Origin of the sequence: Brucella sp. JSBI001 (assembly GCF_026014005.1) — a bacterium.
In the GTDB taxonomy this organism is placed as follows: Bacteria; Pseudomonadota; Alphaproteobacteria; order Rhizobiales; family Rhizobiaceae; genus Brucella; species Brucella anthropi.
Genome location: NZ_CP110339.1, coordinates 2,489,528 through 2,510,536, shown reverse-complemented (window position 1 = coordinate 2,510,536; position 21,009 = coordinate 2,489,528). Strand labels below are relative to the sequence as shown.

The following is a 21,009-nucleotide window of genomic DNA, read 5'->3' as shown; positions in this document are numbered from 1 at the left end:
CCGAAGGTGCACGTGAACGTGGCCAACATGTTGTACAATACGCACGAGAAGTCCCAGGCACCGCTCCGCGTGGGTTTCTGTTGGTCTGGTGGCCTTAGTGGCCTACATGCTCATGAAGGGCAGACGCAGCCGTTAACAGTAAAATACAATCGGCGGGCAGCCTACCGCAATAGGCCTAACCGCCGAAACAGCAGCCGGAGGAGAAACCGCGCTAGGGAAGTTATTCCGGTCGTGAACGGAGGCATAGAACGCCCAGTAAAAAGGCCTGCGCACGGCGTTCCAATTAGTATATGCCTTATTCACCCCGGTGATGACTTGAATGCGCGTTACCGACAATCAGGCTGTTTCTTATTGTTTGTCAAATATGTCCTCATAAAGCCTTCAAGAACAGTCAGGGCAAGACAAACAAGGGCCTTTTTCTGAAATCTCGGCGGCTCGGCTAGAATGCCCATCTTGCTCGCCAATTCCACCTAACGTCTGCCCAAGGGAACAGCATCTTCAACCCGGTCTAGCAGCGCGCCCAAGGCCGAACGCCGCCCATTATCCTACGAGCCCAGGGCTACTCGTTCGCCAGAGCGTGTCTGTGCAATCACAGACATATCCGGCTCGCTACCGATAACTGCTTCGATCTGATGCTTGTCCATGAGGCTGAACGCAGTTGCCCAGGCATCGGCTCGCGCTGCATCACGGGCAAGCACAGTCACCCGGCGATAAAGTGCCGCTGAAAATCCGGTTTTTGGGTTGAGCAAATGGTTAAACCGTCCGGACTCATCGAACTGAAAGCCCGTGAAGCTGGATGTCGCGAGCGCCTGATTGCGAATCTCAATATACTCTTCGGCAGCAGCTCCGGCTTCCAGATCGGCGATGCCAATGCGCCATGCCGTGCCGTCAGCTCTTGAACCGAGAGCGCGATACTCCCCCATATCGATCAGTGCATGTTCGACCCCTGCCCTTTGCAACAATGCCGTCACGCGATCGGTGACATAGCCCTGCGCAATACCATTTAAAGTCAGAGACATAGATGGCTTGGAGAATGCAATGCGGTTATCATCGAATAGAACGTGACCGAACCCTACCTTTGCAAGCGCTTCGTCCCAAAGCTGTCGCGATGGTCCGTCGGGAGAAGGACGTTCTTGCGAGAAATGCTTTTTCAGACAGTTCCAAAGGGGCTGTACTGTCGGATCGAAAAGGCCGTCGCTGGCCTGCCAGCATTCATGGCAGATACGCAATACCTCGACCAGATCAGGCGAAGGCGATGCCAGCGCCCCATTGCGATTAAGTTTGGTGAGTTCTGAATCCGAGCGATAGAGGCTGAAGATGTTCTCCAACCTTTCCGCTTCTTGAGCAGATTCACGTAGCAACCGTTCGGCAGTCGAACGATCAGGATGATAGAGTATGATCTTGGCAGGTGCCCCCATCGCCTGGCCACGCCAGATGATGGGCTCAGGAAGGTCGAGTGAAACTGCGTGTTTTGGAATGGCCCAGAACACTACTCCAGCCGCACCACCCGCAAGTACAAGCCGACGACTGAGACGCTGTCCACCTTCAATGCGCATGGCTTTCGGCTCCATGATCGGAGGGCCGCACCGACTGACCGCCGAGAACGTAATCCTCCGGTATTTCGGTAAAAGTGCTAATACGGCCGCCCTTTTCCGCAACGAACTTCTCCGCTGCTTCTCGTGTCGAAAACGGTACGGCCTCCTGTGCCCCCATTCCACCTACAGCAGCGCTTTCAATCACGAAAAAGGCTTTGCGCGCGTCGACCCAGTTTTCCGCTCCCGGCTCTTCCCAGCTTGGCGCTTTCGCCATATCTGAAACGTAGATCGCCGCGATCCCCTTCGGCTCCTCAGGCAGCATCGTAAAGGCGAGCGTATCACGGGCGGAAGAGAACCATACTGCCTCGTTTGTCGGCTCTAGAATGATTTGCCCCTTGGGGCCGGGGTGCTCCAGAACATTCATTCCGCAATATCGGCCCATTGCGCTTTCCGTCAGCGCAAAAGGAGCCATCACGGCATCATTCTTTTCGTCCGGAGAACATCCTGCAAGCAGAACCAGAAACAGGGGGGCAAGAAACAGAGCGCGTTTCATAATTCTTTCCTCGAAAAAACCAGCATGGAAAGGGACAGTGGCAGCATGACCCAGAGGCCGAGCGCTAGCGTCAGAGCTGGAGCCGAGAGTGTGGCGTTACCGGCTATTCCGCCCATGCCAGTTAAAGATCCGGCCTGTCCGAGACCGAAATTGAGAAGCCGGTAAGAGTCGGCTGGATTGAGAAGAAGCAGACCGTTGAGTATGCCACCGCCAACAATGCGGCCCTGATCGAAAACCAGCAGAGCAAGAACTGCTGCGTCATAGATCAGCACGAAGAACAGCCAGACGCCGATGGCGATACCTGCTGCCGTGCTCCGCTCCCGCACCAAGGTGCTTGCAAGAAAACCGATGGCGATGAACACGGCTCCCAGCAGGACCGACGAGATAATAAGTTTGAACAGCGACAGCCAGCTTCCAGCATCCACGCCGGACCCGGTCACGATCAGCGCCACAGCCGCCGCGCCGTACCCGAGCAATGTCGCGAAGGACAGAATAGCAAGCTGACCAATGAATTTTCCAAGAACCAGCTGAAACCGGCTTATCGGATAGCTCAGAAGCAGCAGCATCGTACCGCGTTCCATTTCCCCGACAATCGCGTCATGCGAAATGAGAAGGGCAATGAGAGGGATGAGAAAGATAGTCAAGCTGGAGAGGCTGACGATCACAACGTCCAGCTTGCTCGCGGCAACCGAACTCCCGGTGGGTGCGCTGCCGAGAAAAGTCATGCTCAGGGCTAATGCCGCAAGCAGCAAGGTGGTAGCCAGAACCCAGCGATTACGCAGACCTTCCTGTATTTCCTTGGAAGCAATGATGAGAATATTGTTCATTCCGCTGCCTCCGCGAGGGCCGCTTCCCCGGCATTGAGGAAGTGGGCGTACAGTTCGTCCAGCGTCGGCGGAACGAGATCGAGTTCCATGAGATTGTCGTTCATGGCCACGATTTCACGGACAAGAGCCATCTTGCCTTCCGTCGGAGCTTCCGTTTCGAAGATATCCGGGCCGAGACGATGCCAGCGCAATGCAGCATTGGCGGTTGTCGAAGGCAGCCGGGAGACGTCTGGCGTTTGCACCCGTATGCGAAGCGGTAATTGTGAAATCCGGCGCAACGCATCGATGGAGCCATCAGCAATGATCTTGCCCTTGTTCGCGATGATGACGCGCCCGACCTTGGTTTCCAGTTCGGTCAAGGCATGGGATGACATGAGGATTGTCGTGCCTTTGCTCCGCAATTCTTCAAGGACTTCATAGAAGCTCTGACGCAAGGCGGGATCGAGACCGGTCGTCGGCTCGTCAAGCAACAGAACGGACGGTTGCCCGAGCAATGCCTGAGCAAGCCCCAGTCGCTGGCGCATCCCCTTCGAATAGGTGCCAACCCGCCTGTTCGCAGCATGGGCGAGGCCGACGCGCTCCAGCAACTCTACATTTTGGGCAACCGGCATTCTCTTGAGCCGCGCATAGAAGCCGAGCGTTTCCGCTCCCGTCAGCGCCAGATTGAAAGAGACGTGCTCAGGCAGATAGCCAAGCCGCAATCTGGCGGCAAAGGCACCGGTCGCTGGATCCTCGCCCAACACGCGAACCGCGCCCTTGGTCGGGCGGATTAGACCGAGCATGAGCTTTATCATCGTCGTTTTTCCAGCACCATTATGGCCGACCAGCGCAATGCTTTCTCCAGCGTGGAGGCGAAAACTCGCATCGCTGATGGCATTGAACCCGCCATAGGACTTTGTGACCTGATCAAGAATGACAGTCTCAGTCATTTGGTTTTCCTTTCGCCGGATCGGCCGGATGCGGCGGCTTCATAAGGGGATAGCTATCGACGACACCGCCCGGCAAAAGCGCCGGGAACTGGGTCTGTGCCCAGCGGATTGTCTCGATTGCCGGACTATTGATGAGAATTTTTGCCTGTGGCGCAGTCCACAAAACCTTGTCGATCAGATCATTGGGCCGGTAAGGACTATCTGCGACACCGTCACCATTGAGATCGAAGGCCGGATTATCGCTCCAGTAATTGCCGCGCCCTTTGACCGACCAGTCGAGGTTGCGCGTGCCGACATATTTCAACTGATTGCGGTTGTTGATGAAGGCGTTGCCGCTCATGGCATTGCCCTCGGAACCGGCAGTAAAGTGAATGCCTATGCTGCAGTTCTCGAAACTGTTTTCGGTGAACTTGTTCTTGTTGGCATTGTAAATGAAGACGCATTTTTCCGGACCGAGCCGCGAGGTTTCGCCCGTCTGGGTTTCCGTCTGGTCGTCCGCAGGAAGACCGTGTTCAGCCTTCTGAACACCGGCATCAAGCCAGCGATCTATCGGTTGCATGCGCCCGATCACGCGATTACCGGAAATGACCGAACTGTTTGCATAATTGAGCAACAAGCCATGATCCCGGTCGCCGTCAGACAGGTTGTCCAGCACCTTGAGACGGTTGGTGTACATGATCGCGAAACCAACCGAATTGTTGCGCGAAACATTGCCGATGACCTGACTGTCATCCGTGTACATGTAATGGACGGCGAACCTGACATTCTCCATCACATTGTCGCGAAAGATATTCTTGCGGCTGGCATTGGTATAGATGCCGTCGCGCCCGTAGCGGATGACGTTGCCGATAACCTGTGCGCCGGGCGCATTCCAGATGGAAACGCCGCTACCGGTTTGGGCCATGCGCACGCCTCGACGGCCAACGATCTCATTGCCGCTCGCGATGGAATTTGCGGCGCCGTGCAAATAAATCCCGTAGAGGTTATTGATTAGTCTATTGTTCTCGACGCGTGCGCCCGTGGCGGTTTTGGCCACGAGAATTCCGGAGTTGAGGTCGGGCATGTTATCGCCCGAACCGCGCACTTCCAGCCCGCGCACGATAGCGTCCGGTGCGTTGACCGTTATGGCATTGCCCGAGCCAAGTCCGTCCACAATGGCGCCTGGTTCGCCAGTCAGTTCAATGGCGCGGTCGATCGTAACCGCGCCATTGTGCTTGCCTTTCAGAAGCCGGACGACATCGCCCGGCTCCGCTTTGTCGATAGCCGCCTGTACGCCTTCGCCTGCTACGACATCGATCTGCCGTGCCTGCAAACCGTCGCAAAGAACGACGGTCAGCAGCATTGCGGCACTGAAGGACTGAAACCGGCGGGGGAACCTCATGGCAGTCAGGCCTTCTTCGGTTCCACGAGCATCCGGCCCTTCATTTCCATGTGCATGGCGTGGCAGAACCACGAGCAGTAATACCACCACACGCCCGGCTTGTTGGCCGTGAAGGTGACAGACGCGGTCGCCTGTGGTCCGATCTCCATGTTGACCCCGTAATTGATGATGGCGAAGCCGTGCGTAAGATCTTCGATCTCGTCGATATTGGTGACATACACCGTCACCTCATCGCCCTGCTGGACGGTGAACTCGGTGAGACCGAAGGCTGGCGCGGCAGACGTCATATAAACGCGCACCTTGTTGCCATCCCGGATCACCTCATTGGCGTCCATCAGGTCGAGGCCATCGGCTTTCGCCTGAGTGACAGCATCGGCGAAGAATGGATCCTCACGGTTCCAGAAGTTGACGGGATTGATCTTGGAACGATGAACAATCGTTGCATCGTGCGGTTCGGCAAAACTTGGCCCGTCATGGACAATCACCATCTTCTCACCGGAAATATCGATGAGCTGGTCATTTTCCGGCTTGAGCGGGCCGACATTGAGATAGCGATCCTTGGAGAACTTGTTGAGCGAGATCAGCCACTGACCGTCGGCTTCCTTGGTTTGCCCCATGGAAGTGTGATTGTGACCGGGCTGATAATGCACATCGAGTTTCTGACGGATCGGATCGACCTTTTCACCCTTGAAGGCTCGCTTGGCGTCCTCGATATTCCATTTGCAGATCTGGCTGTCGATGAAGAGCGTTGTATAGGCGTTGCCCTTGCCATCATAAGCCGTATGCAATGGCCCAAGTCCGAGTTCAGGTTCCGCAACCACAGCATCGCGGGGCTTGATCTTGTCGTCGAAAAGTTCATCGAACTTGCGAACGTCGAACACGGTAACGGTCGGCGACAACTTGCCGTTGGCAACCACATGGATACCGTCTGGCGCAGTGTTGATGCCATGCGGGCTGTTCGGCACAGGAATGTAACGCGTATATTTGGAACCGTGACGTCCATCGATGACCGGCACACCGTTGATTTCCTTGAAATCACCCTTGGCAACCGCCTCTTCGATACGCTTCAGGTTGAAGATGACGATCCAGTCCTGCTCGCTCGACATCATTTCGGCGAGCGTCGTACCCTCTTCCGAATTGTAGCAGGTGGCAAAAGCATATTTGCCCTGATAATCGCAGTCGACATTATCCAGATTACCATCGACCATGATCTGCCAGGCAACCTTCATGGTCTCGCCGTCAACGGCCGTGAAGATCGCGTGATATTGCTTGGTATCGGTCAGATTGCTGCCGTCGTTTGGGATCGGCGCGCGATCTTCACCGTTGCAGAAGACATATCCGGTTTTCGGATATTTCTGCACGCGCAAACCATGCACGGTGTGCTGGTTCGGGAGCTGAATGATCTTGTCGCATTTCATCACATCAAGACGGATGCGGCAGACACGCGTATTGGCCTTGTCGTTGGCATAGAGATAACGCCCGTCATAGGTGCCTTCCGTGAAGGACGGGTGCGGGTGGTGCAAGTCACCATTCAGGAAAATGCCACCGCGATCCTTGAGGAACTCTTGGTCCTGCGGCAGAAGGCCTTCGGTCAGCACCTTAAGGCTTTCATTTGTCTGGCCCCAGCCGGTCGCACTATCGCGATTGAACACTGGAATGCGCATCAGTTCGCGCATTGATGGCAAGCCGACAATACGGACCTCACCGCTCTGACCGCTGGAAAAGAAGACGTAATATTCGTCCAGTTCTCCGGGCTTCACCTCTGCACTGTGGCCAGCACCGCCGGCAGCAGCCATTGCCGGTTCGGTTGAACCTGCAAACAGCGCGCCACCAAGACCACTTGCGCCGGCAGCAGCCACAAAGGCTGACGAGCCGAGCAGCTGTCTTCGACTAAGCTGCGTTTTTTTGGTTTCTTCAGACATGCTTCTCTCCTTTAAAAAAGTCAGACAGCAGGACCGGTATCGGCAACGCCTTCAACCGGTTTTCCTTTGACTGAGATGACGGGTCTGGCCGGTCCACCGCCACGTTCGGCAGCCGCTACGAGGGGGGCATTGCGGGCTGCGAATTTTTCACGCTTCACGCGCACCTGGATCATGTGCGGGCAGCGCTGGTCGTCGTGATAGAGTTCCTGACAATGCATGCAGTAAATGCATTCATTGACATTGATCTGCCCCTCCGGATGGATCGCCTCGACCGGGCATTCCTTGGCACAACGGTGGCAGGGCGAACCGCATTCCGGCCAACGTTTCAGCCATTCGAACATGCGGATGCGTCCGGGGATGGCAAGAGCCGCGCCGAGCGGGCACATATAACGGCAGTAGAAGCGCTCGATGAACAGGCCTGCAGTCAGAAGTGTCAGCGCATAAATGACGAACGGCCACTCACGTGCGAATTTGAGAATTATCGAGGTCTTGAACGGCTCGACTTCTGCAAACACTTCTGCCAGCGCAACCGAATAGAGCGACAACCCAAACAGGCCGAGGAAGATCATGTATTTGAGAGGCCAGAGACGCTCGTGCAGTCCCCATGGAAGCTTGACCTGCGGCACCTTCAGCCATTGGGCGAGATTATTGGTAAGTTCTTGCAGGGCGCCAAACGGGCACAGCCAGCCGCAGAAGGGGCCACGCCCCCAGAACAGCAGCCCCGCCGCCACCGATGCCCACAGAATGAAGATCAGCGGCGATGTCAGGAAAAATTCCCAGTTAAAGCCGGTAATCAGGGAGTTGGTGAAGGTCAGGACGTTGACGACCGACAATTGTGCATTGTTGTAGAAACCAAGCCAGACAAGGATGAACAGAAGATAGCTGCGCCGCAGCCAGGTGAAGAAGCGCGGATGCCTAACCAGACTGTTCTGGAAGAAGAAGATGCCGACAAGAACCGTGATGGCAAAAGCGGTGATGACCACATTGGCACGATTCATCTCCCACATCCGGACCCAGAGCGGATTGCCCTCGCCCAGAATGTCGGCTGCATTGGCTTCGCCGACCGGTTGCGGCTGACGCGGTGCATCTGCAGTCGTTGCTGCAGGCTGCGCGGGAGCTGGTTCCGGCTGCTTCGCCAGATATTTTTCCGGCAAACTGTAGCCGAGATCGTAACTGATATTGGCCTTGTCCCGCGCACCGAAACCGCGCTGTACCAGAAGCTGCAGATCCCACGGTTCTGTCACGTCGAAGCCAAACCCGTCAGGCACCTCGAACAGTGCTATCTCGCGCAGACGCGGTGCGCCTTCGGCCATGATATCGCCGATACGGGTATGGTTCTTGTCGCGGAAACGTACGCCCTGCCCGTCCTGCATCAACTCGATGCGGTCAAAGATACCGCCGCGCACATATCCGGAGCCCTTGAAAGAATAGGCTCCGTCGCCCGCAACCAGGATCGCCTGACGTCCTGGCTTCAGCCGCTTTTGCAAACGTTCGAAGCCATCCTTGCCAAGCAAGCTGATACCGATCGATGGCACCGATACTGGCGCAACATAAAGCTCGATGAATTCGTCTTCGGGATTGGTTGTTTCGGGGTTTTCGGCGGCACGATCATGTTTGGCGTCACGGAATGCCTGTGTAACGTCACCAACCGACAGTTTCAGGCTGCGGACCGAACCGTCACCGATCAGTGCCTGCCAGTCCTGCTCATCACGGATCTCCAGATCAACCGTGCGCTGCGCATCGGCTGCGGCGACCTGCACAGGCGCATTACCGAGCCGCCCACTACGAACGAGCCCGACGGCCGAACGAACGACGCTGTCTCCCATGACGAGCACAGTAACCGTGGCACCGCTGACGATTTCCACCTGCGGAGGCTTGTTCTGGCCAGCCGCGACAGCACTCATGTCACTGTCGACCAGCGAGTTCAGCGCAGCCACAACCTTCGCTTCGGGAATGCCGATCAGCACGATCGGCTCTTTGTGGTCGACCAGTTTTATGCCGCGTATGACGCCTTTGGTATCAATGCCGACGACAATATGGATAGGCTTGCCGGAATAACCGATGGAACTGGTGAAATCAGAATTCAAATAAGCATAACCGATTACCTCACCCCGCTTCATCAGTGGTGCGATTGGCGGCTCGCCCTGCGGCTTGCCGATAGCATCGGCCTCTTTGAAGAGCGCGCTTGCCTCAACCTTGGGAAGGTATTTTTCCAGATCAGCGGCGGATGCTGTGGTCTGCCAGCAGAGCGCCAGAACCATCGCCGCCAACGCGACGACCCTGGCGGCTTCTAGTAAAAATGAAAATGGCTGACTGACACTTGGAAAACCCTGTTCCGGCAGTCGGAAAGCAGGCGCGACCATACGGCCCAATAATGCTATTTTCACGTCCAACCTGCATTTGCTCTGCTATTATTTGCGAGCATGTCTTTCGGTTGGAAATTATCGGATCAGACAGAGAGTTCATTGATTTGGAACAAATACAATAAGAAATCACCCAACAACTCGACAAGCAGAAATCCAAAGTGTTAAAGGCTCGCCGACACAAAGCCGAGCAAAGCATCCGAACGCGGCTTTCTAGAATCCTGCTATGAACCTAAGGTATCTCGCCGCGCAGATGGCTCGACAGGAAGCCCAGATTGTCCTGTCCCCAATAAACTTCATCTTCATAGATGTAGGTTGGAAATCCGAATACGCCCTTTTCGACGGCAATCTCGCGATCATTTCGCCATTTTCCCTGGACGTCCTCGTCCTGCTCCCGTGACAGGAGATAGGCCCCGTCGAAGCCTGCGATGTCAGCCACCGCGCGGCGGACATTCGGTTGCCCTATATCCTTCGCTTCTTCCCAGAAGGCATGTTGCAGCGCCCGCACCAACTGCAACCAGTTCTCGCCGGCAAGATAGGCGGCGATCACCAAAAAGGAAGCAGACGTCGGGTCGCCGAGTGCCGGGCGATTTTCCACCAGCAAAGGTTTACCACGAAACTTCGCCCATCGTTTCAGATCACGCGTGCCGTAGGCACGGCGCGCATCGGGACGGTTTCTGGCGAATATTCCGCCATTCTCCTCGATGACAGTCGCCAGATGAGGCTTGATTTCAACCAGATGTCTTGAGGACAGCTCCTCCAACGTATCCAGCCCGAGATATGACCACGGCGATCCGATGGAGAAGAAATATTCGACAGTTTTGGGCACTTTCGATCCTTCAGTTACAGGGAAACAATATTCGGCTCAGTTGAACTTCGGCAGTCCCGGCGGGTTTGTTTCGGATCGGGGAAGCGCTTCTTCATCCAGCTGCCAGTGCTCGAGAATTCTGGCATAGGCTCCATCCTCAATCAGACCATTGGTAGCCACCGTCAGTGCATCGGCCAGACCGCTCCCCTTGCGGGTTGTGATCGCGACATCGGAACGATCCGGCCAACCTGCGCTCAATGTTCCGACCCGCTTGATATTCTTGTCACGCGCTGCAATGAAAACGAGCTGCGCATGAGGCTGCACAATCACGTCGGCCCGTCCTGACCGGAGCGCAAGCAGGCTTGCGGCTTCATCGTCGTAATATTGCAATTCAATCGGTTTCAGACCGGCGGCAACGTTTTCCTCGCTCCATTTGACGAGAATGCGCTCCTGATTTGTCCCCGCACCTACAATGATGCGCAAACCCGCAGCATCCATCGGTTCCTTAATAGAGGTGACCGGACTGTCCGACTTGACGAAGAACCCGTGCAGACCCTGGCGATAAGTCGAAAAGTCGAATTTTTCCTTGCGTTCCTCGGTCACGCCAACGTTTGAAATGACGGCATCATACTTGCCGGAAGCCAGCCCCAGCGGCCAGTCGATCCACGCCACCGGAACGAGATCCAGCTGCAGGCCCAGACTTTCAGCGATCGCAGAAGCATATTCCGGATCGGCGCCGACGACCGTTCGCGCATCAGTGGCATAAGTCGCCAGAGGCGGGCCACCGGGAGCCACGGCCACGGTAAATTTACCCGGCGCAACGAATTTGAAGTCAGCGGGAATGGCTGTGGCCGCCGTCTCATTCTTCTTCGTATGAATACGACCCGGTTGCTCCGGAGAAAGGTCGAAACCGTCTCCTGCCACGGCCGTCAGAACCGGAAATGCCACCCATGCAAGGGCCGCGATCAACAGAGCTCCTGCTCTCATGTAAATTTTCTCCAGTATCACAGAAATATGCGGGTCAGTTTGCGTCCCCTCGAACCGACCCGCCCCTCAACTTTCAACTCATGAGCCGCTCTTCGGCAGTCCCTGCGGGTTGGTTTTGGCTTCGGTGATTGCTTCCGGTCCAAGATTCCAGGTTTCCAGAACCTTCTGATATGCCCCGCTTGCGATCAAATCATTCAGGACATCGGTCAGCGGCTGGGCAAGGCCACTTCCCTTGCGCGTCGTGACGGCAATTTCAGCCGTAATCGGCCAGCCCCCGCTCACAGTGCCGACCAGCTTCGTCTTGCCGTTAATGCCTGCAGAGTAAGCTTGCGTCGCATTTACGCTGAAAACGGCGTCGGCGCGTCCGCTCTGGACGGCGAGATCCTTGACCGCATCATCATCGTAATACTGCACCTCAACGGCTTTCAGACCGGCAGCTACGTTCTGGCGGTCCCATTCCAGCAGGATTTTTTCCTGATTGGTGCCCGCATCTGTGATGACCTTGAGACCGGCAATATCTTTCGGAGACTTGATCTCGCCGATCTCGCTGTCGGATTTCACATAGAAGCCAAGCTCATCCTTGCGATAGGTGGAGAAATCGAATTTCTCCTTACGTTCTTCCGTCACCGTCACATTCGAAATCACTGCATCGAACTTGCCAGAGGAAAGACCCAGCGGCCAGTCAGCCCATGCGACAGAAACCAGTTCCAGCTGGAGGCCCAGACTATCGGCGATGATCTGCGCCAGATCGACGTCGTAACCGATGACGGTCTTGGAATCCGACGCATAGTCATGCAGTGGCAGATGTCCGCTGGTGCTTATGCCGATAGTCAGAACGCCGTCCTTGACGAACTTGAAGTTCCTGATTTCCTCGACACGCTTGGCGATCTTCTCGACGCGCAGCCGGTTCGGCTGTTCCGGGCTGAGATCGAACTTTCCCTCGCTGCGCGCAGCACCGGAACCAAGCAACCCAATAGCGATAACTCCGGCGGTCCAGTAGCCCGCTTTTCTGATAAATGTCATTTCCCGTCTCCTTGTTGTGTCGGTTCTTCCAGCACCGGTTCAAAGAACCTTGGCCAGAAATTCACGTGTGCGCGGATGCTGCGCGTCGTTGAAAATGCGGGATGGCGGACCGGCCTCTACAATCTGCCCGGCTTCCATAAAGACAACCGTGTCGGCAACTTCACGCGCAAAGCCGGTCTCGTGAGTAACGATCACAAGGGTAGTGCCAGTACGGGCAAGTTCCTTGATGACGTCGAGCACCTCACCGACCAGTTCCGGATCAAGCGCCGAAGTCGGTTCGTCGAACAGGATGACCTTCGGACGAAGCGCCAATGCCCGCGCTATCGCCACGCGCTGCTGCTGCCCTCCGGACAATTGACGCGGATAGGCTTCAACCTTGTCACTGAGGCCGACACGCGCCAGCAGATCAAGCGCCAGCCGGACCGCTGCATCCCGCGCAAGACCGCGTACCTGGATCGGCGCTTCGATGATGTTTTCAAGAACTGTCATGTGCGGAAAGAGATTGAAGTTCTGGAACACCATCGCAATATCGGCACGGCGTTTGAGAATGTCCTTTTCCTTCAACTCATAGAGCGTGTCTCCGTCCTGACGATAACCGACCAGCGCGCCATCAACGGCAATGAAGCCTTCATCCACACGCTCCAGATGATTGATCGAGCGCAGCAGCGTGGACTTACCGGAGCCGGACGGGCCGAGAATTGCCGTCACACTGCCTGCCGGAAGGGACAATTCCACATGGTTCAGCACCGTGTTCGGGCCGAAGCGCTTGGAAATATCGTGGATATGAATAGGTGCGCCTGCAGACACTGTGCCGACATCGCGGAAACCCGCGACCGGAACCGTCTTGTGCACTTGTCCCGACAACTCCGAGGTCAGCGGCAAGGAGCGCTTGTAGCGATTGAAGAATGCCTGGAATGGCAGGGGAACCGGATTGCGAACCGCACCCTTGGCGAAATAACGCTCGATATAATACTGCGCCACCGAAAGCACGGTCATGATGACCAGATACCAGACCGTCGCGACCATGAGCAGTGGAATGACTTCCAGATTGCGCCGGTAGATCACCTGAACTGTGTAGAACAGCTCCGGCAAGGCGAGCACATAGACCATGGAAGTGCCCTTGGCGAGACCGATGATCTCGTTGAAACCCGTCGGAAGGATGGAACGCATGGCCTGTGGCAGAACAATTCGCAAGGCTTGACGGTTGCGCGGCAGGCCAAGCGCGGCAGCAGCTTCATGTTGACCCTGATCGACGGAGAGAATGCCGCCGCGTACGATTTCGGCGAAGAAGGCTGACTGGTTGAGGGTCAGGCCGAGAAAGGCAGCTGCAAACGGTGTCAGCAATTGCACCGTCGGGTAATCGAACAATACGCGATCTGTGAGAGGCACACTCAGCGTGATGTTCGCATAGAGGTAACCGAGATTGTTCAGGATAAGCAGCAATACGATCAGCGGTATGGAACGCAACAACCATATATAACCCCAGGAAAGGCCCGAAAGCAGCGGCGACCTCGATACACGGGCTAAGGCCAGCAGCGTGCCGAGAATGGAACCTGATACAGCCGCGAGTGCTGTCAGCAGCAGCGTCCGCCCGAGGCCGACGAGCACCGGTTCGGCAAAGAACCATTCAGCAAAAACGTTCCAGCCCCACTGCGGATTGGTAAAGATCGAATAGAGCACAAGCCCGATCACGAGGGCCGCGAACACACTACCCACAAAGCGTGCTGGATGCTTTGCCGGAACGATCCTGTAGCGCGAATAGTCCTGCTTGCGCTCCACGGGGCGGGTTGCAATCTGCACGTTTGAGAATTCTGTCGTTACTGCCATCTGGTCATTCCTTGGCCTTCAGCCCTGTGATGATGTTCACTGGCTGGCGATATGTTGTCGGTCCGTGATGTGACGATCGTTGCCGCGCCCGAGCGGAGCGGCCAGATGGCCGATCTCCTTTTCAAAAGGCAGCGTCTTGTAAATTTCAGGATCCGCACCTGTGTCGAAAAGCGCCGTATAGCCGTTGTGAAGATAGAGACCGACGGCTTCAGGCTGACGGAAGCCGGTCGTCAGATAGATGCGGGAATAGCCCTGTCTTGCCGCCTGTTCTTCCAGTTCCACGAGAAGCTTGCGCGCCAGCCCCTGTCGCCGCAGATCCGACCGCGTCCAGATGCGCTTGAACTCCGCAGTACGCGCATCAAAAGCCTTAAAGGCACCGCCGCCGATGGTTTCACCGTCCCGGATCAACAGCACAAAATTACCGCCGGGGGGTGCAAACGCCTCGGGCGGATAGCGGTTCATTTCTGCCGCCGCACCTTCCGCGTTGAAATAAGTGCCGTAACGACTGTCATATTCATACAGAAGCTCATCGATGAGCGGCTTCGCACGTGGATCAAGAGAACTGGTGTACAGAAAGATATCGCTCATCATCATCACCGTCTGTTTTCGTTGAGAAAGGCTTCGGCAAGCTGCACCCAATAGAGGGCAGCTGGCGCGATGATCTGATCGTTGAAGTTGTATTCGGCGCTGTGCAGCGGCGCGCTGTCGCCGTTACCGACGAAGAGATAGCTGCCGGGCTTTGCCTGCAGCATGAAAGCAAAATCCTCGCTGGCAGTGCGTGGCGCAAATGCGCTGTCTAGAGCGTCATCGCCGAAGGCGTCGACTGCAACCTTGCAGGCGAATGCGGTCTCCTCAACCGGATTGATGACAGAAGGAAAGCCCAACCTATAGTCGACCTCCGCAACGGCACCAAAACTTTCAGCCTGCGCGCGAGCAAGCGCCGGGATGCGTATCTGCAATCCGCGCCGCACCTCTTCGCTGTAGGAACGGATCGTCAGTTGCAGTTCCACCGAACCAGGAATGACGTTCGAAGCTTCACCGCCATGAATGGAGCCGACCGTGACAACCGCCATTTCACGTGGATCGACATTGCGCGAAACGATGCTCTGCAAGGCGGTAATGAGAGACGCAGCGGCGACAATAGGATCGACAGCATTGTGCGGTTCAGCCCCGTGACCACCCTTGCCGACGATCTTGATGACAGCCTTGTCTACAGATGCCATCGCCGGTCCGGCGACAAACCCGAAACGTCCTGCGGTGACACCCGGCCAGTTGTGCAATCCGAACACCGCATCGGCGGGAAACCGTTCGAAAAGCCCTTCGCTTATCATCTTGCGTGCTCCGGCACCGATTTCTTCTGCCGGTTGAAAAACAAGATCGAGCGTACCGCTGAAATTCCCCGCCTCGGCCAGATATCGCGCAGCCGTAAGCAGGATCGTCGTGTGCCCGTCATGACCGCAAGCGTGCATCACACCTTTGTTTCGGCTGGCATAGGGAAGCCCCGTTGCCTCTTCTATCGGTAGAGCGTCCATATCTGCCCGGATCGCGAGACGGCGCCGATCTTCCCCTCGCACCAAGGTTGCAACCACGCCGGTTCCCGCAACTCCCGTCGTGACGTCATAGCCCCAGGAGGCGAGTTTTGAAGCAATGAGGCAGCTCGTGCGATGCTCGTTGAAGGCAAGCTCCGGATGCTGATGAATGTCATGGCGAAGCGCTATGAATTCATCGAGATGCGCGGCAATGCCTTCTCTGGCGGCATCAAGCCTGTTGCGGGATCGGGAGGTAACATCCATGAAACCGGCTCCTCAGGCTCGCGCAACCTTGTTTACCGGTTGTTCGGCCGCCGACGAATAACGGCTTTCGCGGAACGGCAGCCCCAGATGATCGCGTAGCGTTTCACCTCTCAGTTCCGGGTTGAAATAGCCACGCTCTTCCAGAATCGGCAGTACATGTTGGATGAAATCATCGAGACCTTCCGCAATGACGGGAAAGCCGAGAATGAAACCATCGGCGGCTTCGCTTTCCACCCAATCGATCAGTTCATCGGCAATGGCTTTCGCCGTTCCAATAAAGGCGGTGCGGGGTGTCGCGACGTCGAGTGCGATCTCGCGTAATGTGGCACCGGTTTCCCTTGCCGTCTTCTTGATGCGATCTGTTGTGGCGCGGAAACTGTTCTTGCCGATCTCGCCGAGTTTAGGGAAAGGCTCGTCGAGCGGATAGATGCTGAAATCGTGATGATCGAAGAAGCGACCGAGATAAAGCAGCGCCTCTTCGACCGACACCAGATTACGGATCGCCTGATACTTCGCGTCGGCTTCCTCCTGCGTCCGCCCGACGATCGGGCCAATACCGGGGAAAATTCCTACATCGGAAGAACTGCGCCCCTGTGCAACGGCACTTTGCTTTACCTGCCTGTAGAAAGATCGCACGTCCTCAATCTTGGCACCGTTCGTAAACACCGCATCGGCATGTTTACCGGCAAGCCGGATGCCCGAATCCGACGATCCGGCCTGAAATACCACTGGCTGCCCCTGCCTGGAACGGCTGATATTCAGCGGTCCTTCGACATTGAAAAACCGCCCTTTGTGATTAATGCGACGTAACTTGTTTTTATCGACATAGACGCCGTTTTCGCGATCGCGGACGAAAGCATCGTCATCCCAGGAATCCCAGAGCCCTTTGATGACGTCGAGATATTCGTCCGCGATTTCATAGCGTAGTTCGTGTTCCGGATGCGGGCGCCCGTAATTACGGCCTGACCCCTCCAGCGGGGAGGTGACAGCATTCCATCCGGCGCGTCCGCCAGAAATAAGATCCAGCGAAGCGAACTGGCGCGCGATGGTGAAGGGGTCACTGTAGGACGTCGATACCGTACCTACCAAACCAATTTTTGAGGTGGAAGCCGCGAGTGCCGAAAGGATCGAGATCGGTTCAAAACGATTGAGGAAATGCGGTATCGACTGTTCATTGACGTAAAGTCCGTCAGCAACAAAGGCGAAGGCGATCCCCGCTGCCTCTGCCTTGCGCGCGGCATTGACGAAGAACTCGAAATTGGTGCTTGCATCGGCGGGTCCACTTGGGTGCTTCCATGCGTTCATATGGCCACCGGCCCCCTGCAGCATGACGCCAAACGTGATTTGTTTTCGTTCACTCATGTCTTTTCTCCAAGGAAGAGTTCGACGCCATGCGTCTATCTTGCAGTTCCGGTCGCGCTGCATCCGCACCGAGCAGCTAGACGTTTTCCATGGGGAGCAGCGTAAGCACCCGTCGGCCTGCCGATAAGAAAAGTAATTCTATAATTTTTATATACTTTAAAATTGCAATGCAGCATAAAGCGGCACAATACAGAATATGCCATAGAGTCAATTAGATAGCGTGATTATGACGTCATTCATTCTTGTCCGTGACAAGCTCAAAAGAAAAATCTGACTGAAAAGAGGTGGATTTGGAGACGTCTGTTCCTTGAGGAAGAATGTTTGGTGGCCCACCATTCAAACATGGATACGAGCTATACCTATATCATCATCGCCCTGCTCCCGTTTCTGCTTTGGAGCGCGATTATCTTCGTATTGTCGGAAGCCGACATCCAAGCCGATTGCCGGGACTCCGAGGATATGAATGACGATCGCCCGACCGACGATCAGATGGCCGATATCGTGACCATTCCCTACGGTCTAATTTTCCCGCTTTATTATCATACACCGACCGCATCGCGCGAAATCGGTTAAAACAGCCACTATACTGCGACACTCGGCCAGCCACGGTAAGCTATTAATTCTCTCGATTTCATGCAAAGCATTCCGGCGAAACATCGGCGGAGTGGTTATGCTTACGAAGAAGGGCAAATACGGTCTGAAGGCTCTGGCTCATCTCGCCGCACTTGAACCGGGAGAAAGTGCGTTCGTCGCCGATATTGCCACCCAGAATAATATCTCCAAGAAATTTCTCGACGCAATCCTGCTGGAATTGCGCAATGACGGCATTCTGCGGTCGAAGAAAGGTCCCGGTGGCGGTTATAGCCTTTCCAAGCCTGCGTCGGAAATTACCATTGGTCAGGTCGTCCGTGTTCTCGACGGACCACTGGCACCAATCCGTTGCGCCAGCCGCACAGCGTACGAGCCGTGCAACGACTGCGCGGATCATCGCGCCTGTCAGGTGCGCCGGTCCATGCTGCTGGTGCGCGAAGCAATAGCAGGTGTTCTCGATAGGATGACGCTGGAACAGTTTACCCGCAACGGTGGGTTGGAAGACGACCGCTCTGCGCCCGCTTGGGCGCAGTTAAGCGCCTGATATAGCGTCCAGAAGGCGATAGCCGCCATTGTGATATAGAAGCGGTTCACCGGAACCCGTAACGATTTTCAGAACGCGACCGATCACGATTGCATGTGTATGGCGTTCGATCACGTCTTCCACGGCGCAATCAACGGAAGCCAATGCGCCAGCAAGTGCTAGTGCACCGCTTTCTAGTGCATACCATTCAGCATCCGCGTAACGTTCAACGCCCTTGATGCCACCCTTGCCAGCAAAACGATCGGCAACGGACTGATGGTCGGAGGACAGCACATTCACGCAGAAATGGTTATGGCGACTAATCGCCGACCAGACCGATGAACCGCGATTGATATTTACGATAATCGTTGGCGGCTCAACCGAAAGCGCTGTGGCTGACGTCACTGTCGCCCCGGTGCGCCCTTCATCGAAACCCGCCGTGACAACGCTCACGCCACCTGCAAGCTGTCTCATGGCTGCTTTGAGTTCGCCTGGAGAAACCTCAATATCTTCAGGCTCTTCAACATATTGCGGAATACTCTCGCGGAGATATGTTACCGTTGATCCCATCTCTGTTTATTACTCCAGATTTATCAATCTGCCATACGGTAGCAGCGCTCGGCAAATTGGCCGAGAATGCCATTTCTATAATCGACTGATTTTGTAGAAAATTAGAACCCGCCTCTAAAACGGAAGTAGATGTGCGGCGGTGTCACTATGTGCCACTGATTAATGCTCGCAGCAGTTACGCTGAAAGACCCAAATTACTTACAATTTTGGTTCATTAGAACCGTCTCGAAACATACTCAGAAACAGATCTTGAAATTTGTTTCATGACTTTATTCCAATCGTAATTGAATTGATCGGAGGGCTAACCTGCCCAAACGACACTGAGTTCTGGTTTCCTTGTGCCAGATGCGGGAAGCAACCGCCCAAAGTCCGTGAGGATTTGCGCATAATCCTCTGCGTGGAATTCATAGGGAAGCTCCAGGCGGAATTCAGACACAAGCGGCAGAACCGGGTCGACTGCCAGCTTTTCGAGAATTTCTTCCGTCGTCCCGACAATATCAGGCAAGAACAGCGTACGGCGTGGACCATGAGAAAGCCTCGTCCGCTTATCACGTTCAGCCGCAAATTCCGCATAACGACGACGCGCGTCCGGGCTGGCGCCATCTGTTGGCAATATCACACGCCCAAGTGCGACGCGTGGCGCACGTTCATGCGCCCATTCCTGACGGAAACGTTCAATCAATGCTTTCTGCGCAGTCAGAAAACTGTCGGTGTTTTCACCGCTGACAATATTTCCAGTCAAAAGATTAAAGCCGGCTTGTCCCGCCCATTTGGCAGAATTTTGCGAACCCCCGCCATACCACAGGCGTTCGGTCAGCCCTTCCGCAAACGGTCTCAAACGCGGGATTTGGGCACCAGCGGCATTGCCTGCCTCCGTCTTGCCGGACAGTGGCTCTGAACGTAGGGCACGCGCCAGCTTTTCAGCCCGTGAATGACTATATTCTGCAATTGGAACGGCATCGACAAAGTCCGCGATCAGATGAGCGAAGGGCGGTTCGCCGACTGAAACACCAACATTCAGCCTGCCATTCGAAAGCAGATCGACCGTCGCCAGATCCTCAGCCAGACGAAACGGATTTTCATAGCCAAGCTGAATAACCGCGGTGCCAAGACCGATCCGTTTTGTCCGCTGCGAAGCTGCTGCGAGAAAGGTGGCGGCGGATGAAATACCGCGCTCCAGATGGCGCTGCCGCACCCATGCACTGTCGTATCCCAGCCGCTCTCCATGCTCGAAAAGCTGCAATGTATCCTCTAAACCCTGCGCGGGATCATTTTCGCGATGACTGCCAGGAATGAGAAAGGCAAAATGTCCAATGTGTGAAAGGGGCATGGTTTGTTTCCCTGTTCATGCAGCGGCTTCGCGATAGCTTTGAAGCCGCGCCAGAATATTTGCTTCCTGCACCGTCTTGCGCTCCTGCACACGCTGGGTTGCTTCTTCAAAGGAGGCTGATGCTGGATAAAGTGGCGAGGAGATCTGTTGGCCCAATTTGGTGCCAATGTGCTTTTCAAAGGGCAGTGAGCGATATTGCAGAACATCGACGGATGTATCGAAAAGCGGACGATAGCCGAGTGCGATGTAGAGCGCAGTTGCTTCTGGTTGGCGGAAGCCCGTAGACAGATAAGCGCGCGTATAGCCCAGATTGCCCGCACTTTCTTCGAGCGCCAGCACAATGCGGCGAGCCAGCCCCTGCCTGCGCAAATGCGACGCGGTCCAGATACGTTTGAGCTCCACGGTTTCATCGTCGTGGCTCATATAGGCGCCACCGGCAATGGTTTCCCCATCGCGTTGAAGCAACAGGAATCCGCCAAGCGGCGGCGCAAATGCGTCCGTGGGGTAACGCAGAATTTCTGCGCGCGCGCCACCGGATCGGTCCAGATCGGCATAACGAAGATCATATTCGTGAGCCAGGCCATCGATAAGGGGCTGCGATGCCGGATTCAAAAGAGAGGACTGTACAATAATATCAACCATGGAAAGCCTCCGCTGAAACAAATGCTGCCCGACTTTGTTGAGT

General features: G+C 55.6%; 19 protein-coding genes. 2 read left to right on the top strand and 17 right to left on the bottom strand.

Annotated elements, in window-relative coordinates:
* Positions 1 to 545: 545 nt before the first annotated feature.
* The 14 genes from LJ361_RS11780 to LJ361_RS11710 all read right to left on the bottom strand — a co-directional run bounded on the left by LJ361_RS11780 (position 546) and on the right by LJ361_RS11710 (position 17,310).
* A complete protein-coding gene (locus LJ361_RS11780) occupies positions 546 to 1,556 on the bottom strand; it encodes an FAD:protein FMN transferase (protein ID WP_151665138.1) in 1,011 nt (336 codons plus the stop codon).
* Entirely contained in the window at positions 1,546 to 2,088 is a 543-nt protein-coding gene (locus LJ361_RS11775) for a nitrous oxide reductase accessory protein NosL (RefSeq protein WP_166942347.1), read from the bottom strand. The genes LJ361_RS11780 and LJ361_RS11775 overlap by 11 nt, the downstream gene beginning before the upstream one ends.
* A complete protein-coding gene (locus LJ361_RS11770) occupies positions 2,085 to 2,915 on the bottom strand; it encodes an ABC transporter permease subunit (RefSeq protein ID WP_151665139.1) in 831 nt (276 codons plus the stop codon). Before LJ361_RS11770 ends, LJ361_RS11775 begins: the two co-directional genes overlap by 4 nt.
* Positions 2,912 to 3,844, bottom strand: a complete 933-nt coding sequence (locus LJ361_RS11765; RefSeq protein ID WP_036588257.1) for an ABC transporter ATP-binding protein — start codon at positions 3,842 to 3,844, stop codon at positions 2,912 to 2,914. The genes LJ361_RS11770 and LJ361_RS11765 overlap by 4 nt, the downstream gene beginning before the upstream one ends.
* The gene (locus LJ361_RS11760; protein WP_264811579.1) at positions 3,837 to 5,225 is read right to left on the bottom strand and encodes a nitrous oxide reductase family maturation protein NosD; all 1,389 of its coding nucleotides are present in this window, start codon (positions 5,223 to 5,225) and stop codon (positions 3,837 to 3,839) included. Before LJ361_RS11760 ends, LJ361_RS11765 begins: the two co-directional genes overlap by 8 nt.
* 5 nt (positions 5,226 to 5,230) lie before the next feature.
* On the bottom strand, positions 5,231 to 7,147 hold the full coding sequence (gene nosZ / locus LJ361_RS11755; protein WP_036588251.1) for a TAT-dependent nitrous-oxide reductase: 1,917 nt from the start codon (positions 7,145 to 7,147) through the stop codon (positions 5,231 to 5,233).
* A 20-nt stretch (positions 7,148 to 7,167) separates the two neighbouring features.
* Complete coding sequence (locus LJ361_RS11750) at positions 7,168 to 9,408, bottom strand: regulatory protein NosR (RefSeq protein ID WP_036588276.1); 2,241 nt, start codon at positions 9,406 to 9,408, stop codon at positions 7,168 to 7,170.
* A gap of 334 nt (positions 9,409 to 9,742) precedes the next feature.
* Complete coding sequence (locus tag LJ361_RS11745) at positions 9,743 to 10,339, bottom strand: 2-hydroxychromene-2-carboxylate isomerase (protein ID WP_029928802.1); 597 nt, start codon at positions 10,337 to 10,339, stop codon at positions 9,743 to 9,745.
* A gap of 36 nt (positions 10,340 to 10,375) precedes the next feature.
* Positions 10,376 to 11,305 (bottom strand): ABC transporter substrate-binding protein, encoded by a 930-nt coding sequence (locus LJ361_RS11740; RefSeq protein WP_264811578.1) that lies wholly within the window; start codon positions 11,303 to 11,305, stop codon positions 10,376 to 10,378.
* 78 nt (positions 11,306 to 11,383) lie between these two features.
* A complete protein-coding gene (locus LJ361_RS11735; RefSeq protein ID WP_010660646.1) occupies positions 11,384 to 12,328 on the bottom strand; it encodes an ABC transporter substrate-binding protein in 945 nt (314 codons plus the stop codon).
* Between the two features lie 39 nt (positions 12,329 to 12,367).
* Positions 12,368 to 14,155, bottom strand: coding sequence for an amino acid ABC transporter permease/ATP-binding protein (locus tag LJ361_RS23495; protein WP_320109268.1), 1,788 nt, complete (start codon positions 14,153 to 14,155; stop codon positions 12,368 to 12,370).
* A 36-nt stretch (positions 14,156 to 14,191) separates the two neighbouring features.
* Positions 14,192 to 14,743 carry a GNAT family N-acetyltransferase gene (locus LJ361_RS11720; RefSeq protein ID WP_036588272.1) on the bottom strand — a complete coding sequence of 184 codons (552 nt, stop codon included), beginning with the start codon at positions 14,741 to 14,743 and terminating at the stop codon, positions 14,192 to 14,194.
* Between the two features lie 5 nt (positions 14,744 to 14,748).
* On the bottom strand, positions 14,749 to 15,948 hold the full coding sequence (locus LJ361_RS11715; RefSeq protein WP_264811576.1) for a M20 aminoacylase family protein: 1,200 nt from the start codon (positions 15,946 to 15,948) through the stop codon (positions 14,749 to 14,751).
* A 12-nt stretch (positions 15,949 to 15,960) separates the two neighbouring features.
* Positions 15,961 to 17,310: an LLM class flavin-dependent oxidoreductase gene (locus LJ361_RS11710; RefSeq protein ID WP_264811575.1), complete on the bottom strand. Its 1,350-nt coding sequence runs from the start codon at positions 17,308 to 17,310 to the stop codon at positions 15,961 to 15,963.
* A 324-nt stretch (positions 17,311 to 17,634) separates the two neighbouring features.
* Between LJ361_RS11710 and LJ361_RS11705 the strand changes: the two genes are divergently transcribed.
* Both LJ361_RS11705 and LJ361_RS11700 read left to right on the top strand, forming a co-directional pair.
* Entirely contained in the window at positions 17,635 to 17,883 is a 249-nt protein-coding gene (locus LJ361_RS11705; protein WP_010660641.1) for a hypothetical protein, read from the top strand.
* A 97-nt stretch (positions 17,884 to 17,980) separates the two neighbouring features.
* Positions 17,981 to 18,445 carry an RrF2 family transcriptional regulator gene (locus LJ361_RS11700; protein ID WP_010660640.1) on the top strand — a complete coding sequence of 155 codons (465 nt, stop codon included), beginning with the start codon at positions 17,981 to 17,983 and terminating at the stop codon, positions 18,443 to 18,445.
* Here LJ361_RS11700 and LJ361_RS11695 read toward each other — a convergent pair.
* The 3 genes from LJ361_RS11695 to LJ361_RS11685 form a co-directional block, all read right to left on the bottom strand.
* Positions 18,434 to 18,994, bottom strand: coding sequence for a flavin reductase family protein (locus LJ361_RS11695; protein WP_166942367.1), 561 nt, complete (start codon positions 18,992 to 18,994; stop codon positions 18,434 to 18,436). The genes LJ361_RS11700 and LJ361_RS11695 overlap by 12 nt on opposite strands.
* Before the next feature lie 301 nt (positions 18,995 to 19,295).
* Positions 19,296 to 20,324 carry an LLM class flavin-dependent oxidoreductase gene (locus tag LJ361_RS11690; RefSeq protein WP_264811572.1) on the bottom strand — a complete coding sequence of 343 codons (1,029 nt, stop codon included), beginning with the start codon at positions 20,322 to 20,324 and terminating at the stop codon, positions 19,296 to 19,298.
* A 15-nt stretch (positions 20,325 to 20,339) separates the two neighbouring features.
* Positions 20,340 to 20,966 carry a GNAT family N-acetyltransferase gene (locus LJ361_RS11685; protein ID WP_264811571.1) on the bottom strand — a complete coding sequence of 209 codons (627 nt, stop codon included), beginning with the start codon at positions 20,964 to 20,966 and terminating at the stop codon, positions 20,340 to 20,342.
* Positions 20,967 to 21,009 lie beyond the last annotated feature (43 nt).